We start from the raw sequence: 16,327 nt of genomic DNA on the forward strand, positions 1-16,327 counted from the left end.
AACCGTACGTGAACACCGTGGCCGCGATCGACTGCGGCACCAACTCCCTTCGGCTTCTTGTCTCCGGCGTCATCGAGACGGACGGCGACGAGGTGCAGCTGGTCGACCTGGAGCGCCGCATGGAGGTGGTCCGGCTCGGCGAGGGCGTGGACCGCACCGGAGCGTTCGCGCCCGAGGCGCTGCGCCGCACCTTCGACGTGCTGCGCGACTACGCCGAGCTGATCCGCGCGCACGGCGTCGAGCCGGGACCGGATTCGGTGCGGATGGTGGCCACCAGCGCCACCCGCGACGTGAGCAACCGCGACGAGTTCATCGACGGCGTGCGCGACATCCTGGGCGTCGAGCCGGAGGTGATCAGCGGAGACGAGGAGGCGGAGCTCTCCTTCGTCGGCGCGACCGCCGAGCTGGCGGCCGACGGCGAAGGCCCGTCGGGTCCGCTGTTCGCCCGCCCGCACCTGGTGGTGGACATCGGCGGCGGTTCCACCGAGTTTGTGCTCGGCCACGGCCGGGAGGCGGATGACGGCGTCGTGCGCGCCGCCCGCTCGGTCGACATCGGCTGTGTCCGGATGACCGAGCGCCACCTGCACGACGACCCGCCGACGGCCGGCCAGATCGCGGCGGCCACCGCCGACATCGACGCCGCCTTGGACGAGGCGGCGGCCGCTGTGCCGCTGGGCGAGGCCGCCACGGTCGTGTGCGTGGCCGGAACGGCGACGACCATCGCCGGCATCGCCCTGAACCTGCCCGGATACGACCCCGACCGCATCCACCACAGCCGGATCCCGGCCGCGCGGGTGCACGAGATCGCGCAGGAACTGCTGGCGATGCCCCGCGAGCGGCGGGCCGCGCTCCCGGTGATGCACCCGGGGCGGGTCGACGTCATCGGCGCCGGAGCGCTGATCCTGGACCGGGTGCTGGCCCGCGCCGGGGCGGCGGAGTTCGTCGCCAGCGAGCATGACATCCTGGACGGCATCGCGTGGAGCCTGAGCTTCGGGGACCCGGAGCAGGGGTGACGCGCCGGCCTGCGGATCCGGCGCCGAGCCGCCGGATCGTGCGGGACGGTCGTGGCAAGAGACCAAAGCCACGATGCGGGGGAATCGGGGAGTGAGACCGGTCACGTCCACACGGCGACGTTAACGCCTTCACAGGCGTTCTGACCTGGTCAAACGTTGCCCGTGTCCGATGTATTGTGGTCTAAACCTTTCCTGGCTGTCCCTTCCTTGACAGGGGTAGCTTGTGAAAGGATGCACAAGCGTGCACGAGGTGAGATGGCCGCGTGCGAGCGAAAAGAAGCTCATTCTTTCCGCGAAACACAACGGTAGAGATGTCGGATCTAGAAGAATTACCGATCTTTGCCACTCCGAGTGACAACGTGCGGTGTGGCAAGGCGATGTGGGAACCAAGGGCGGATATGCGATGACCGAGAGCAGGAACTACCGGCTGGTACACGGTGGTGACGACGCGGAGATTCCGCACGTGCTCATCGTCGGCGGTGGCTACCTGGGCATGTACACCGCGATGCGACTGCAGAAGAAGCTGGGCGCGGGAGAGGCCCGGATCACTGTCGTCGACCCCAACTCCTACATGACCTACCAGCCGTTCCTGCCGGAGACGGCTGCGGGCAGCATCTCTCCGCGCAACGTCGTCGTGCCGCTGCGCAAGGTCCTGGACCGGGTGAAGGTCCTCAACGGGCGCGTCATCCGCATCCAGCACGCCGACCGCAAGGTCGAGTTCGAGCCGAACGAGGGCGAGCCGCGCGAGATCCGGTACGACTACCTCGTCATGGCGGCGGGCGCCGTCTCCCGCACCCTCCCGATCCCCGGGCTCGCCGAGTGGGGCATCGGCATCAAGACGGTGGAGGAGGCCGCGTTCCTCCGCAACCACGTGCTGGAGCAGCTGAACATCGCCGACTCCACCGACGACCCCGAGGTCCGTCGCAAGGCGCTCAACTTCGTCTTCGTCGGCGGCGGGTTCGCGGGTGCCGAGGCCATCGCCGAGCTGGAGGACCTGGCCCGGGACGCCACGCGGATCTACCCCTCGATCGGCGTCGATGATCTGCGCTTCTACCTCATCGAGGCCGCCGACAAGATCCTGCCGGAGGTCGGCCCGGAGGTCGGCCAGAAGGCGCTCAACCAGCTGCGGCTGCGCGGGATCGATGTCCGTCTCTCCACCTTCCTGGAGTCGGCGGTCGACCAGCACATCAAGCTCAGCGACGGCACCGAGTTCGAGGCCGGCACCCTGGTGTGGACCGCCGGTGTGAAGCCGAGCCCGGTCGTGCAGGCCAGCGACCTGCCGCTCGGGCCCAAGGGGCACGTCGACACCAACGAGTACCTGCAGGTCAACGGGGTCGAGAACGCCTTCGCGGGCGGCGACAACGCTCAGGTCCCCGACCTGAACAACCCCGGCCGGTACTACCCGCCGAACGCGCAGAACGCGGTGCGGCAGGCGCCGGTGCTCGCCGACAACGTCATCGCCACGTTGCGCGGCTCGACGAAGCTCACCGCCTACCGTCACAAGAACCTCGGCGCGGTGGCCGGACTCGGCCTGCACAAGGGCGCGGCACAGTTGTTCGGCAAGATCCGGCTGACCGGGCGGTTCGCCTGGTGGGCGCACCGTGGCTACCACCTGTTCGCGGTGCCCACCTTCAACCGCAAGCTGCGGGTCCTCGCCGACTGGACGCTCGCGTTCTTCCTGCGCCGCGACTTCGCCTCGCTGCCGGACATGGGCGAGCCCCGCCAGGCGTTCCAGGAGGCCAGCAAGCCTCAGGTCGAGAACGGGCAGTTGCTCCGCCGCGTGAGCTGACCGCCGCCGAACGTCCACATCCGGACGATCTCGGCTGGTGACAGCGACGAACGGCCGGCTCCACCACGGGGTCGGCCGTTTCGGGTACAGAGTCCCAACCCCGGCGAATCCGGAGTTTTGTCTGTCACGGGTATGATGGTCGCGCCCTCGTAGCCCAATGGTAGAGGCAGGCCCCCTAAAAGGGTCACAAGTGTCGGTTCGAGTCCGACCGGGGGCACCGCACGCACACCTCTTCTCAGCCTCCAACGAACGGCCCCGATCGCCGGTTCCACTCCCTGGAGATTTCTCTGCGCGCCGCATCGGGCGCCGGCCCGGCCGGCGAGACCCGGTGACCGGCCCGGCGGTGCCGCGTCCCGGGTGTTCGCCCTGGTCCGTGACATCCTGGCCGTGCACAGCGCAACACGGTTCGTGCGATCGGACAACACGGGCGGCCGACTTCCGTGGGGCCGTACAGGACGGACCGCCCATCACAGGCGTACGGTGCCTCAAACACGCCGGGTACCCGGTACTCCCCGTACTCGGCGCAGAACACCGCTCCGCACACCTGACGGGAACCAACATGGCATCTGCACCGCAGAGACCCGGGACCGGCTCGGGCATCTTCCGCCGCAAACCCATCGAGAACATCGACGAGGGGCAGCAGGGATCCGGCGGTCTCGCGAAGTCGCTGGGGCTGTGGCAACTCACCGCCATCGGCGTCGGCGCCATCATCGGCGCCGGTGTCTTCTCACTGGCCGGCGAAGTCGCCCAGGGCACCGCCGGTCCGGCCGTGCTCCTCTCCTTCCTCATCGCCGGTGTGGCCAGCGCGGCGGCGGCCTTCTCCTACGCCGAGTTCGCCGGTCTCATCCCGCGCGCGGGCTCCGCCTACACCTACGGCTACGCGGTGCTCGGCGAGATCGTCGGCTGGTTCATCGGCTGGGACCTGCTGCTGGAATACACCGCGATCGTCGCCGTGGTGGGGATCGGCATCTCCGGCTACTTCGGCTTCCTGTTGCAGAACCTCGGCATCGAGCTGCCGCTGTGGATGCTCGGCGCGCCCGGGACCGAACCCGCCGGAGTGCCGGAGGGCAGTTACCGGGTCGACCTGTTCGCGGTCCTGCTCTGCCTGTTCATCGCGTTCCTGCTGACGCGCGGCATGCGCAGCGCGGCCCGGTTCGAGACGATCGTGGTCGCCATCAAGGTGCTGATCGTCCTCGTCATCATCGGCGCCGGCGTGTTCTTCATCAACACCGACAACTACACGCCGTTCTTCCCCTTCGGGATCGGGGGGACGTTCGCCGGTGCCGCCGTGGTGTTCTTCGCGGTGTTCGGCTACGACGCCATGAGCACCGCCGCCGAGGAGTCCACCGACGCGCAGCGGCACATGCCCAAGGCCATCCTGCTGTCGCTGGCCATCTCCATGGTGCTCTACGTCCTCGCCTGTCTCGTGCTCACCGGCATGCAGCACTACACCGAGATCGACCCGCGGAGCGGCTTCTCCACCGCCTTCGCCTCGGTCGGGCTGGGCTGGCTCGCGAACGTCATCGCGCTCGGCGCGATCGTCGGCATCCTCACCGTCATGTTCACCTTCATGCTCGGTGTGACCCGGGTGTGGTACGCGATGAGCCGGGACGGCCTGCTGCCCCGCTGGTTCGCCAAGACCGATCCCAAGCGGCACGTCCCGACCCGCGTCACCTGGATCGCGGGCGTCATCTCCGCGGTCATCGCCGGTTTCCTGCCGATCGGTGAGGCCGCCGCCCTCACCAACATCGGCATCCTCTCGGCGTTCGTGGTGGTCTGCATCGCGGTGATCGTGCTGCGCTACCGCCGCCCCGACCTGCCGCGCACCTTCCGGACGCCCGGCATGCCGGTGGTGCCCGCCATCGGCGTGGTGTTCTCCCTCTGGCTGATCAGCTTCCTCGACTGGCACACCTGGATGCGGTTCGGGATCTGGCTGCTGATCGGGCTGGTCATCTACTTCGCGTACTCCTACCACCGTTCCAACCTCAACCGGCCGCAGGCCACCGAGGCACCGCCGCCGCAGTCCTGACCCGCACCCGCCCGCGGCGGCGCCCGCCCATCGGCCTGGGGCGGGCGCCGCCGCGGACGTCACGGCCGGTGCGTCATCAGCAGTTGCAGGTGGGCGAAAAGCCGCTCGTTGGGGTCGGACAGGTCCAGCCCGCTGACCGCCTCGGCCCGCCGCACCCGGTAGCGCAGCGTGTTGGGGTGGATGTGCAACCGTTCCGCCGCGGCCCGCACGTCGCCGAACGCCTCCAGGTAGGCGACCAGTGAGCCGGCCAGGTCCGAGCCGTGCGCGGCGTCGTGCGCGGTCAGCAGGTCGACTCGGGGGTCGCGCAGCCGTGGGTCGGCCCGCAATCGCGCCAGGGTCTCGCTGACGAGCACGCGGGATCGGACGTCGGAGATGGTGGCCACGTCCATGGCCGGATCCCGGCCCATCGCGTCGAGCACCCGGTCGGCCTCGGTTCGCGAGCGCGCGACGTCGCCGAGTGAGTCCACCAGCGAGCCCATCGCGCCCTGCACCGTGCCGCCGAGCATGGCCCGCGCGGCGCCGACGATCCGGCGGGTCAGCGCCAGCACTGAGGACTCCGCCGACGGGCGCGCCAGGTCGGGGAGCAGCGCGTACACCCGGCCGCCCAGCGCGGTGACCAGCGCCCGCCGCCGGTAGGCCGCGGCGTGCACCGATATGAGGTTGGTGAGCTGCGCGCGCTGCAGCTCCGCCTCCGACCGCCCGGCGGCCGCGTGGGCGGCACCGGCCCGCAGGGCGAACACCACGACCATCACCGGCCGCTCGTGGTCGGCCTGCACGCTGTCGGCCAGTGCCGCGGCCTCGATGCGGCCCTCCAGCAGGCTGGCCAGCAGGTCCTCGCGCAGCCGCAGGCCCACCGTCGCCTCGGTGCGCTGCCGCAGCAGGTGCAGTGTGGCGAGGCGGGCCGCGCCGAGAAGCGCCTCCTCGGCGTGCGACGCCAGCGGGGTGTCGCCCTCCTGCACCCAGATCGCCCCCAGGGGCTGGGTGCCGGCGTGGATGCCCACGGCGATCCGGCGGCGGATGCCCAGTTCGGGGTGCTCGTCGACGCGGACCACCTCCTCGCCGGAGCGGAGCCGCTGGAACACCCCCCATTCGCGCAGCAGCGCGAGATACCGCTCGGGGCCGCGTCGGCCCAGCACCGAGCGCCGGCGCAGCTCGTCGGCCGCCTCTCCTCCGGAGTAGGCGAGGACCCGGCTCGCGGCGTCCTCGATGCTCACCAGTCCGCCGGTGAGCGTGGCGACCGTCTGCGCCAGCGCCGACAGGTCGCCCGGCGCCTCGCCGAGGTCGCCGTCCGCCACGAGCCGCGCGTCGTCGACGATGCTCCGGAACAGCCACTGCACCTGCTCCCAGCGCGCCTCGGGCCGGACGGCCAGCAGCGCGACCCCCGCATCCCCGGCCACACCGCGCAGCACGTCGGCCTCCGCCGGGCCGCCGGCCTTGACCGCGACCGCCGCCGCTCCCTGCCGGGCCGCCGCCCGTACCAGCCGCCCGGCGGCCCGGCCACGGGCGCCCACCAGCAGGACCAGGTCACCGGGGTGCGCGCCGCCCTCGTCCTCGGGGTCGAGGATCACGACGTCGTTCACCCGCACGTCCAGGCCGGCGGGCGCCGCCAGCACGTCCAGCAGCAGGTCGCCCGCCGCGAGCAGCAGGCGGCGGAGCCGCGCCCCGGCGGCCGGGTCGCGCGGATCGGGACCCGCGGAGCGGGACGGCGGAGACGGGTCGGCGGCCATGACCATCCCTCGTTGTTCCTTCGGCCAATCCAGGCTGTCAAAAATCGGGAGCTTCGCCAATGTTGTGGCGGATCGCCGGACATAACTTTTGTGCAGATCCACGACGATCCTCGGGGAGGCAGCCATGGACGCCGTCACGAACGTTCCCGTCCCGGTGAACGAGCCCGTCCGCACGTACGCGCCGGGTAGCGCGGAGCGCGCCGAGCTCGCCGACCGGCTGGACGCGCTCGTCAAGGAGCCGGTCGACCTGCCCATGACCATCGGCGGCGAGCGGAGGATGGCCGGCGGTGAGCGGATCGACGTCGTGCAGCCGCACCGGCACGCCTCCGTCCTCGGGTACACCGCCAACGCGACGCATGAGGACGCCGCTGCGGCGGTGGCGGCGGCGAAGGCGGCGGCGCCGGGGTGGCGGGCGATGTCGTTCGATGACCGGGCGGCGATCCTGTTGCGGGCGGCGGATCTGCTGGCGGGACCGTGGCGGCAGACGCTGAACGCGGCCACCATGCTCGGCCAGTCCAAGACCGCGATCCAGGCGGAGATCGACGCGGCGTGCGAGCTCATCGACTTTTGGCGGTTCAACGTGCACTACGCGCGCCGGCTGCACGCCGAACAGCCGCACAGCCCGGCCGGGCAGTGGAACCGCATGGAACAGCGCCCATTGGAGGGATTCGTCTACGCCATCACGCCGTTCAACTTCACCGCGATCGCGGGGAACCTGCCCACGGCGCCGGCGCTGATGGGCAACGTCGTGGTGTGGAAGCCGTCGCCCACCCAGCAGTTCGCCGCGGAGCTGACCATGCGGTTGCTGGAGGAGGCGGGGTTGCCGCCGGGGGTGATCAACATGGTCACCGGTGATGGGCGTGCGGTGTCGGAGGTGGCGCTGGCGGATCCGGATCTGGCCGGGGTGCATTTCACGGGTTCCACAAGGACGTTCCAGCATCTGTGGCGGTCGGTGGGCGAGCGGATCGGGGAGTACCGGTCCTATCCGCGGATCGTGGGGGAGACGGGCGGTAAGGATTTCGTGGTGGCGCACGCCTCGGCGGATCCTGACGTGCTGCGCACGGCGCTGGTGCGGGGGGCGTTCGAGTACCAGGGCCAGAAGTGCTCCGCCGCCTCCCGGGCGTTCGTCGCCCGATCGGTCTGGGAACGGATGCGCGACGACTTCCTCGGCGAGGTGGAGGCGCTCACCGTCGGCGACGTCACCGACTTCGGCAACTTCATGGGGGCGTTGATCGACCGGCGGGCCTTCGACCGAGTCGCCGGCGTGCTGGAGCGCGCCCGCGCCGACTCGCGCCTGCGGGTCCTCGCCGGCGGCACCGCCGACGACTCCGAGGGCTACTTCGTCCGCCCCACCGTGCTGGAGGGCGACGACCCGGGCCACGACGTGTTCCGCACCGAGTACTTCGGCCCGGTCCTCGCCGTGCACGTCTACGACGACACCGACTTCGACCGGATCCTCGGCGTGGTCGACACCGGGTCCGCCTACGCGCTCACCGGTGCGGTGATCGCGCGGGACCGCGCGGCCGTGGCACGTGCGACCGAGGCGCTGCGGTTCACCGCCGGCAACTTCTACGTCAACGACAAGCCCACCGGCTCGGTCGTCGGCCAGCAGCCCTTCGGCGGCGCCCGCGCCTCCGGCACCAACGACAAGGCCGGGTCCGCGCAGAACCTGGCGCGCTGGGCGAGTCCGCGCGTCATCAAGGAGACCTTCGTGCCGCCGACCGTCTCCGGCCACCCGCACCAGGGCTGACGCCCGCCACCCCCTGGCCGCGGGCCCACCGGCCCGCGGCCGTCCGCCCGGCCGAATCAGCGAGGTCCACATGCTCCGCACCCCACTGCTCATCGCGGCCCGCTCCGCCCGCTGCCGCGCCCTCGTCGAGCACACTCCGCTCACCCGGGGTCTGGTCGACCGGTTCGTGGCCGGGGAGACGCTGGAGGAGACGATGCCGGTCGTCACCGGCCTCACGCGCGACCGCCTGGTCACCCTCGACCACCTGGGCGAGGACGTCGCCGACGCGACGCAGGCCGAGGCCACCGTGGCGGCCTACACCCGGCTGCTCGCCGAGTTGGGCCGCGCCGGGCTCGCCGGACGGGTGGAGGTCTCGGTGAAGCTGTCGGCGGTCGGGCAGGCGCTGCCCGAAGACGGCGAGAAGATCGCGCTGCACAACGCCCGGCGGATCTGCGAGGCGGCGGCGGAGGTCGGCAGCACGGTCACCCTGGACATGGAGGACCACACCACGACCGACTCCACGCTCGGCGTGCTGCGGGACCTGCGCGTCGACTTCCCGTGGGTGGGGGCGGTCCTGCAGGCGTATCTGCGCCGCACCGAAGCCGACTGCCGCGACCTGGCCGGCCCCGGATCACGGGTCCGGCTGTGCAAGGGCGCCTACGACGAACCCGCCTCGGTCGCCTACCGCACGCGGGCGGAGGTGGACCTCAGCTACGTCCGGTGCATGCGGGTGCTCATGGCCGGCGACGGTTACCCCATGATCGCCTCGCACGACCCCCGCATGGTCGCCATCGCTGGCGCGCTCGCGGCGCGGTACGAGCGCTCACCCGACGACTACGAGCACCAGATGCTGTTCGGGATCCGCGACGCCGAACAGCGGCGCATCGCCGCGACGGGCAGGCGGATGCGGGTGTACGTGCCGTTCGGCACGGAGTGGTACGGCTACTTCATGCGCCGCCTCGCGGAGCGGCCGGCCAACCTGGCGTTCTTCCTGCGCTCGCTCGCCGGGCGGAGCTGACGGCGCGACCGGCCCGGATCCGGGGCGGGCGGACACCTCACCGGCCAATAGCCCACATCGCCGCTCCCCGGGGGAGAAACGGCCGGATGATGTCGACCTGTGACAGCCTGGCGGGAACCGCGGCCGAGGCCCGTACGTTACCTTGAGCGCAGCACAACCACGCCCTGAAAGGCTTGCACAACATGCCGATTCGAGGTTCGAACCCCGTTCTGAAGCGGGTCATGTCCCAGCAGGGAGCGGGCGCCCCACCGTACCAGCAGCCCTATGGCCAGGGTCCGTACCAGCAGCCTTATGGTCAGCAGGGCTACTACCAGCAGGGATACCCCGGCTACCCGCAGCAGGGGTACCAGCAGCACCCGCAGCAGCAGTTCGGCTACGGCCAGCCGGTTCCGCCGTCCGCCGAGGACGCGCGGCCCATGACGATCGACGACGTCGTCGTCCGCACCGGGCTGGTGCTCGCCGCGGTGGTCGCCGCCGCGGTCGTGTCCTTCTTCATCCCGAACCCCATCCTCATCTTCGGCGGCATGATCGTCGGCCTGATCCTGGGCCTGGTCATCTCGTTCAAGCAGTCCACCAACCCGGCGCTGATCTTCTGCTACGCCGTGGCCGAGGGGCTGTTCCTCGGCGGTGTCAGCCGGATCTTCGAGATGTCGGCCGGGGTGGCCACCGGCAGCCTGGTGACGCAGGCCGTCTTCGGCACGATCTTCGCGTTCGGCGCGATGCTGGCGCTGTACTCGTTCCGCGTCATCCGCGTCACCAACACCTTCGTCAAGGTGGTCTCCGCCGCGCTGATCGCCGCCGTCGTCCTGCTGCTGGCCAACCTCGTCATCGGCCTGTTCAACGGGGGCGTCGGCCTGGGCCTGCGCGAGGCCGGCCCGCTCGGCATCATCGTCTCGCTGGTGCTCATCGTGGTCGCCTGCGCCACGCTGGCCATCGAGTTCCGGGGCATCGAGGACGGTATCCAGGCTCGCCTGCCGCACCGCTTCGCCTGGCAGTGCGCGTTCGGCCTGACCGTCTCCCTCGTCTGGCTCTACATCGAGATCCTGCGGCTGCTGTGGATGATCCAGTCCATCTTCAGTGGTGACTAGCCCCGTCGCCGCGGTGGCTCCTGACGACGAACGCCTCGCCCGGCAGGGCGAGGCGTTCGTGCTTCGTCGGTGGCCCGCGCCGGCCGGGGCGGGCCGTATGCGAAAGACGCCCCGGCGTCCCCGCTCTGCGGGGGCGGGAGTGGCGCTTCCGGTGTTCGGTGGTGGACGTGGGCCGCGGGACCGCGGCCGGTCAGGAGCGGGGCGACGGGACCGGGGAGCGGTTCCGCCGGCGGCGGTCGTACTCCTGCACGATGGCGCGCGCGTAGCCGTGGCTGAGGCCGTGCTCGTCCGCGAGCCAGTTGGAGCGTTCGGAACAACGGGTCAGCGCGGGGCCTTTCTCCAGCGTGTCGAACCAGTCCTGCAGATCGCGTCCGGTCACGGCGGGGATGCGGGCGAGGAGTAGGGCGTGCGTCTCTGGCGAGTAGGTAACCGACATGGGCACCTCCGAGAGTGACTTCACCTACCTGTGACACTGCAACACGATCTGCTTCCGGACAACCCCCCGGATTCACCTTTTACGTTGCGTTCGGTATGTCGAATCTTTTCGGCCCCGTCACGCGGCGTTCAGTTCGGTGCGCTCGGCCGGCCCCGCGCCGCGCGGGTCAGCTCAGCCGCTCGAACACGGCGGCCATCCCCTGCCCGCCCCCTACGCACATCGTCTCCAGGCCGAACGTGCGGTCGTGGAAGCTCAGTCCGTTCAGCAGCGTGGTGGTGATGCGCGCGCCGGTCATGCCGAACGGGTGGCCCACGGCGATCGCGCCGCCGTTGACGTTGAGCTGCCGGTCGATGTCGATGCCGAGGTCGTCGGCGGACGGCAGCACCTGCGCCGCGAACGCCTCGTTGATCTCCACCAGATCGATGTCGCCGATCGTCATGTTGGCCCGCTCCAGCGCCTGCCGGGACGCCTCGACCGGGCCGAGGCCCATGATCTCCGGGGACAGCGCGCTCACGCCCGTGGAGACGATCCGGGCCAGCGGAGTGATGCCGAGGTCGGCGGCCCGGGTGTCGCTCATGATCACCACGGCGGCGGCCCCGTCGTTGAGCGGGCAGCAGTTGCCCGCCGTCACCGTGCCGTCCGGGCGGAACACCGGCTTCAGGCCGGACACCTTCTCGTAGGTGGTGCCGCGGCGCGGGCCGTCGTCGGTGCTGACGACCGTGCCGTCGGGAAGCGTCACCGGGGTGATCTCGCGCTCCCAGAAGCCATTGTCGAGCGCCTTCTCCGCCAGATTCTGCGACCGAACGCCGAACTCGTCCTGGCGTCGGCGGGACACCCCGCGCAGCTCGGCGAGGTTCTCGGCGGTCTGGCCCATGGCGATGTAGACGTCGGGGACCCGGCCGTCGTCACGCGGATCGCGCCACGGCTCGGCGCCGCCCGAGGCCCGGCGCTCGGTGCGGGACTCGGCCTCGGCGAACAGCGGGTTGTGCGTGTCGGGCAGCGAGTCGCTGTTGCCCTTGACGTAGCGGCTGACGGTCTCCACGCCGGCCGAGACGAAGACGTCCCCCTCGCCGGCCCGGATGGCGTGGAAGGCCATGCGGGTGGTCTGCAGCGACGACGAGCAGTAGCGGGTGACGGTGGCGCCGGGCACGGTGTCCAGGCCCAGCTGTACCGCGACCACCCGGGCGAGGTTGAACCCCTGCTCACCGCCGGGCAGCCCGCAGCCCACCAGCAGGTCGTCGATCTCCCGGGGGTCGAGCTGCGGCACCTTCGCCAATGCCGCGGTGATGATCTGCGCGGCCAGATCGTCGGGGCGGATGTCGGTGAGGGACCCCTTGAAGGCCCGCCCGATGGGGGAGCGCGCGGTCGCGACGATGACGGCTTCAGCCATGCTCGCTGCCCTTCTCCTTCTTCGGATTGCCGCGGACCGGATGGTCGGTCTGCTACTCGCACGTTAACCTGTCGCGGCGTCCCGGTCCGCCGCCGGGGCGCCGTCGCCGGCCTCTCCGCCGGTCCGGGCGCCGTCGGCAGCCGTCTCCGGTGCGGCCGCCCGTGGCCGGCGGCGCATCAGGGTGACCCAGCGTCCGCGCGGACCGCGCTCCCTGCCGCCGACCTGCGCACCGCTGACCTCCGTCCCCGGCTGTTCCGCCGCCGCAACGGCGGCACGGGCGACCGGCAGGACGCCCTCCCCGCGGCGCCGGTCGGGGTGGACCAGGCGGTCGGGCGGCAGACCGAGCGCGGCGCACGCCGACGGCAGCACGGCCGCCGCCGCCTGCGCGTAGCCGTGCGCGGACGGGTGAAAGCGGTCGGGCCCGAACATCTCGTCGGGGTTGCTCCGGAACTGGTCCGCCAGCAGGTCGCTCAGCGAGACGGTGCGGCCGCCCTCCTCGACCACCGCGATGGTCTGTGCCGCGGCCAGTTGCCGCGAGGCGCGCCGGGCCACGTAGCGCAGCGGCGTCCCGATCGGGCGCACCGTTCCCAGGTCCGGGCAGGTGCCGACGACCACGGCGGTGCCCATGGCGGCCAGTTCGCGCACGGCGTACTGCAGATGGCGCACGGAATCGGCCGGCCGGGCCCGCCGGATCACGTCATTGGCGCCGATGAACACCACCGCCAGATCCGGCGGCGCGTCGCGGAGCCGGTCGACCTGCCCGGCCAGATCGCGGGAGGTGGCGCCGACCACCGCGACCGAACGCGCCCGCACGGGCCGCTCGGCGACGGCCGCGATGCCGGACGCGAGCAGCGCCGTGGGGGTCTGCGCGGGAGTCTCCACCGCGCATCCGGCCGCCGTGGAGTCGCCGAGCATGGCGAACTCGATGGGGTCAGCGCCGTCCTTCCCGGTGTGGCCGTAGACGCCGTCCACCGGTGGAGAGGTCCAGGAGGTGACGCCGACGGCCTGGTGCGCCAGCCGCGCCTGCAGGTAGAGCAGCGCCACCGTGCTCGCCCCCAGAACGGTCAGCCCGCCGCCACCGAACGCCGTCGCGGTGGCGATCCGTCGAGCCTGTGCGGCGCGCAGCACCATACTCCCGCCTCCCCACGCCGGGGGCCGATCCCACAGTCGGGCTACCAGCCAGTAATTTTACGGCACGGCGGTGAGATCCGTCCGGCGTACGAGTGAACGGGACCGCCACGGGAGGGGGCGCGATCAGGCTAGAGTTCGGGGAAACGGCCTGATCGGCCGGGCCGCGCGGCCTCCGGACGGGAGCGCGCGGCGCGGAGGGGCGTCCGCGGGATCCGCGGCCGCCGAGGGACTCGAAGGGGGCACCGCTGATGCGGGTGTACGACTCGCTGATCGATCTGGTCGGGAACACCCCGCTGGTGCGGATGAAGCGGGTGACGGCGGGCCTGGCGCCCACGGTGCTGGGCAAGGTGGAGTACTTCAACCCGGGCGGCTCTGTGAAGGACCGCATCGCCCTGCGCATGGTCGAGGACGCCGAGAAGCGCGGCGCGCTGCGGGCGGGCGGCACGATCGTGGAGCCGACGTCGGGCAACACCGGCGTGGGCCTGGCGATCGTGGCGGCCGAGAAGGGGTACCGCTGCGTGTTCGTCTGCCCGGACAAGGTGGGCACCGACAAACTCGCCGTGCTGCGCGCCTACGGGGCCGAGGTCGTGGTCTGCCCGACCACCGTGGCACCGGACCACCCCGACTCCTACTACTCGGTGTCGGACCGGCTGGCCCGCACCATCCCGGGCGCCTGGAAGCCCGACCAGTACAGCAACCCGAACAACCCGGAGTCGCACTACCACAGCACCGGCCCGGAGATCTGGGAACAGACCGAGGGCCGGATCACGCACTTCGTGGCCGGCGTCGGCACCGGCGGCACCATCACCGGCACCGGGCGCTACCTCAAGGAGGTGTCCGGCGGCGCGGTGCGCATCATCGGCGCCGACCCGGAGGGATCGGTGTACTCCGGAGGCTCCGGGCGGCCCTACCTGGTGGAGGGCGTGGGCGAGGACATCTGGCCGGAGACCTACGACCCCGCCATCTGCGACGAGGTCATCGCGGTCAGCGACAAGGACTCCTTCCTCATGACCCGGCGGCTGGCAAGGGAGGAGTCGCTGCTGGTCGGCGGCTCGTGCGGCCTGGCGACGGTCGCCGCACTGCGAGTCGCCGCCACGGCCGACCCCGACTCCGTCATCGTCGTGCTGCTGCCCGACGGCGGCCGCGGCTACCTCACCAAGATCTTCAACGACGAGTGGATGGCCGACTACGGATTCCTGTCCGCCGAGACCGAGGAGGCCACCGCCGGCGACGTGCTCGTCGGCAAGGGGGAGGCGCTGCCGGAGTTCGTGCACACGCACCCGCACGAGACCGTCGGCACTGCCGTGGCGATCATGCGCGAGTACGGGGTGTCGCAGCTGCCGGTGATGAAGGAGGAACCCCCGGTCATGGCGGCCGAGCTGGTCGGCGCCATCGCCGAGCGGGACCTGCTGGACGCACTGTTCAACGGCCGCGCCCAGTTGGGCGACACCGTCGAGGCGCACATGGGCCGGCCGCTGCCCATGGTCGGCTACCGGGAGCCGGTGAGCCGGTGCGTCGACCTGCTGGAGCACAGCGGCGCGGTCGTGGTGCTGCTGGACGGCAAGCCGTCCGGCGTGCTCACCCGGCAGGACCTGCTCGCCTACCTGGCGCGCTGACCCCACTCGGTACCCCACGGGACCGGGCGCCCGGCGCCCGGTCCGGCGGGTGCGGCGCTGGCGCTCCTCGTCGCATTCGCCCTTCACCGCGAACGCGGAGGCGCTGTGGGAGGGCGTAGGCGGCTGCGGGCGCTCGGCGGTTCGCTGCTCTGTGCCTCTGGTCGCGCTTGCCGCCTCGCTTTCCTCCGCCGTCGGCACGACCGGCCTTCGGCAATCAGCGCCGACGGCTCCGGGCGCTCGGCGGCTCGCCGCTCTGTGCTCCTGGTCGCGCTCGCCGCCTCGCTCCCCTCCACCGCCAACGCGTAGGGGGCCTACGGCCATCGGCGTTGACGGCTGCGGACGCTCGGCGGTTCGCCGCTCCGTGTTCCTGGTCGCGCTCGCCGTCTCGCTTTCCTCCGCCGTCGGCACGACCGGCCTTCGGCAATCAGCGCCGACGGCTCCGGACGCTCGGCGGCTCGCCGCTCTGTGCTCCTGGTCGCGCTTGCCGCCTCGCTCCCCTCCACCGCCAACGCGTAGGGGGCCTACGGCCATCGGCGCCGACGGCTCCGGACGCTCGGCGGCTCGCCGCTTCGTTGGTGACCGCACCCGCCCTGTGTCGCCCGTGCGGCGTCCTCGTAGGGTGAGTCCTCGACGTTACCTGTTGGTAGGTGTGTGGAGGGCGCGTGGCGCGGCTGCTGTCCTGGATGGTGCGCGCGGTCTGGAGCTGGAGCCGCCGGCACGCCGACGTTCGGGCGGGCTCACGGGCGGCCCGACGGTTCGCGGCCTTCGGGCCCGGCACGTCCATCGCCTTTCCGCCGGCCACGATCTTCGGGGAGCCGTGGATCGAGCTGGGCGCGCACACGCTGATCGGCGGCGACATCACGCTCAGCGCGGGTTTCGTCCCCGGGCTGGACCTGGGGCCGCGGCCGCTCATCCGCATCGGGGACGGCTGTGCCATCGGCCGCGGATCGCACGTGGTCGCGCACACCTCCATCGAGCTGGGCGACTACGTCTACACCGGCCCGCACGTCTACATCACCGACCAGAACCACGTGTACCGCGACCCCGACACCCCGATCGGCCTGCAGTGGCCGGCCGACGCCCCGGTGCGGATCGGATCCGGAAGCTGGATCGGCGCGAACGCGGTGATCCTGCCCGGCGCCCGGATCGGCCGCAACTGCGTGGTGGCCGCGAGCACCGTCGTCCGTGCCGGCGAGTATCCCGACCACAGCGTCATCGCCGGGGTGCCCGGGCGCGTCGTGCGCCGGTACCGGCCCGGGACGGGCTGGGTGCCGCCGCTGCGCGACGCGGGCGCCGAACCCGCGGCCGGGGCGGTCGACGGCTCCCCCGATCCCGCGGACGCGTGACGGCGCGGGCGCGGA

12 protein-coding genes and 1 tRNA gene are annotated in these 16,327 nt (G+C 71.7%); 9 read left to right on the top strand and 4 right to left on the bottom strand.

Annotated features, from left to right (window positions below; all coding sequences use genetic code 11):
- Positions 1-8 precede the first annotated feature (8 nt).
- The 4 genes from ACFQRF_RS03165 to ACFQRF_RS03180 all read left to right on the top strand — a co-directional run bounded on the left by ACFQRF_RS03165 (position 9) and on the right by ACFQRF_RS03180 (position 4,831).
- On the top strand, positions 9-1,013 hold the full coding sequence (locus ACFQRF_RS03165) for a Ppx/GppA phosphatase family protein (protein ID WP_379868619.1): 1,005 nt from the start codon (positions 9-11) through the stop codon (positions 1,011-1,013).
- Positions 1,014-1,416: 403 nt separating this feature from the next.
- The gene (locus tag ACFQRF_RS03170) at positions 1,417-2,802 is read left to right on the top strand and encodes an NAD(P)/FAD-dependent oxidoreductase (protein ID WP_379868621.1); all 1,386 of its coding nucleotides are present in this window, start codon (positions 1,417-1,419) and stop codon (positions 2,800-2,802) included.
- 143 nt (positions 2,803-2,945) lie between these two features.
- A tRNA-Leu gene (locus tag ACFQRF_RS03175) sits at positions 2,946-3,019 on the top strand.
- 342 nt (positions 3,020-3,361) lie between these two features.
- Positions 3,362-4,831 carry an amino acid permease gene (locus ACFQRF_RS03180; protein ID WP_379868622.1) on the top strand — a complete coding sequence of 490 codons (1,470 nt, stop codon included), beginning with the start codon at positions 3,362-3,364 and terminating at the stop codon, positions 4,829-4,831.
- Between the two features lie 59 nt (positions 4,832-4,890).
- On the opposite strand, the gene ACFQRF_RS03185 is transcribed toward ACFQRF_RS03180, so the two are convergent.
- Positions 4,891-6,558 (bottom strand): PucR family transcriptional regulator, encoded by a 1,668-nt coding sequence (locus ACFQRF_RS03185; protein WP_379868624.1) that lies wholly within the window; start codon positions 6,556-6,558, stop codon positions 4,891-4,893.
- A 124-nt stretch (positions 6,559-6,682) separates the two neighbouring features.
- On the opposite strand from ACFQRF_RS03185, the gene pruA reads away from it, so the two are divergent.
- The 3 genes from pruA (at position 6,683) to ACFQRF_RS03200 (ending at position 10,393) form a co-directional block, all read left to right on the top strand.
- Positions 6,683-8,308 carry an L-glutamate gamma-semialdehyde dehydrogenase gene (pruA, locus tag ACFQRF_RS03190; protein ID WP_379868625.1) on the top strand — a complete coding sequence of 542 codons (1,626 nt, stop codon included), beginning with the start codon at positions 6,683-6,685 and terminating at the stop codon, positions 8,306-8,308.
- Positions 8,309-8,378: 70 nt separating this feature from the next.
- The gene (locus tag ACFQRF_RS03195) at positions 8,379-9,305 is read left to right on the top strand and encodes a proline dehydrogenase family protein (protein ID WP_379868627.1); all 927 of its coding nucleotides are present in this window, start codon (positions 8,379-8,381) and stop codon (positions 9,303-9,305) included.
- A gap of 182 nt (positions 9,306-9,487) precedes the next feature.
- On the top strand, positions 9,488-10,393 hold the full coding sequence (locus ACFQRF_RS03200; protein WP_379868628.1) for a Bax inhibitor-1/YccA family protein: 906 nt from the start codon (positions 9,488-9,490) through the stop codon (positions 10,391-10,393).
- A gap of 190 nt (positions 10,394-10,583) precedes the next feature.
- Here the strand turns inward: ACFQRF_RS03200 and ACFQRF_RS03205 are convergent, their stop codons facing one another.
- The 3 genes from ACFQRF_RS03205 to ACFQRF_RS03215 form a co-directional block, all read right to left on the bottom strand.
- A complete protein-coding gene (locus ACFQRF_RS03205) occupies positions 10,584-10,829 on the bottom strand; it encodes a DUF4287 domain-containing protein (RefSeq protein ID WP_379868629.1) in 246 nt (81 codons plus the stop codon).
- Between the two features lie 166 nt (positions 10,830-10,995).
- Positions 10,996-12,219 (bottom strand): acetyl-CoA C-acetyltransferase, encoded by a 1,224-nt coding sequence (locus tag ACFQRF_RS03210; protein WP_379868631.1) that lies wholly within the window; start codon positions 12,217-12,219, stop codon positions 10,996-10,998.
- Between the two features lie 63 nt (positions 12,220-12,282).
- Positions 12,283-13,347: an SGNH/GDSL hydrolase family protein gene (locus ACFQRF_RS03215; protein WP_379869025.1), complete on the bottom strand. Its 1,065-nt coding sequence runs from the start codon at positions 13,345-13,347 to the stop codon at positions 12,283-12,285.
- A gap of 251 nt (positions 13,348-13,598) precedes the next feature.
- Here ACFQRF_RS03215 and ACFQRF_RS03220 point away from each other — a divergent pair, with 251 nt between their 5' ends.
- Both ACFQRF_RS03220 and ACFQRF_RS03225 read left to right on the top strand, forming a co-directional pair.
- Positions 13,599-14,966 (top strand): cystathionine beta-synthase, encoded by a 1,368-nt coding sequence (locus ACFQRF_RS03220; RefSeq protein WP_379868632.1) that lies wholly within the window; start codon positions 13,599-13,601, stop codon positions 14,964-14,966.
- A 662-nt stretch (positions 14,967-15,628) separates the two neighbouring features.
- Positions 15,629-16,312, top strand: a complete 684-nt coding sequence (locus tag ACFQRF_RS03225) for an acyltransferase (RefSeq protein WP_379868634.1) — start codon at positions 15,629-15,631, stop codon at positions 16,310-16,312.
- Positions 16,313-16,327: the final 15 nt, after the last annotated feature.

It is taken from the genome of Marinactinospora rubrisoli (assembly GCF_042664915.1).
GTDB lineage: Bacteria > Actinomycetota > Actinomycetes > Streptosporangiales > Streptosporangiaceae > Marinitenerispora > Marinitenerispora rubrisoli.

Bases quoted from the DNA above. Each gene is read 5' to 3' on its own strand.
- ACFQRF_RS03180 (WP_379868622.1), top strand. From the start codon at position 3,362: ATGGCATCTGCACCGCAGAGACCCGGGACCGGCTCGGGCATCTTCCGC.
- pruA (WP_379868625.1), top strand. From the start codon at position 6,683: ATGGACGCCGTCACGAACGTTCCCGTCCCGGTGAACGAGCCCGTCCGC.
- ACFQRF_RS03205 (WP_379868629.1), bottom strand. From the start codon at position 10,829: ATGTCGGTTACCTACTCGCCAGAGACGCACGCCCTACTCCTCGCCCGC.
- ACFQRF_RS03185 (WP_379868624.1), bottom strand. From the start codon at position 6,558: ATGGCCGCCGACCCGTCTCCGCCGTCCCGCTCCGCGGGTCCCGATCCG.
- ACFQRF_RS03200 (WP_379868628.1), top strand. From the start codon at position 9,488: ATGCCGATTCGAGGTTCGAACCCCGTTCTGAAGCGGGTCATGTCCCAG.
- ACFQRF_RS03170 (WP_379868621.1), top strand. From the start codon at position 1,417: ATGACCGAGAGCAGGAACTACCGGCTGGTACACGGTGGTGACGACGCG.
- ACFQRF_RS03220 (WP_379868632.1), top strand. From the start codon at position 13,599: ATGCGGGTGTACGACTCGCTGATCGATCTGGTCGGGAACACCCCGCTG.
- ACFQRF_RS03210 (WP_379868631.1), bottom strand. From the start codon at position 12,219: ATGGCTGAAGCCGTCATCGTCGCGACCGCGCGCTCCCCCATCGGGCGG.
- ACFQRF_RS03195 (WP_379868627.1), top strand. From the start codon at position 8,379: ATGCTCCGCACCCCACTGCTCATCGCGGCCCGCTCCGCCCGCTGCCGC.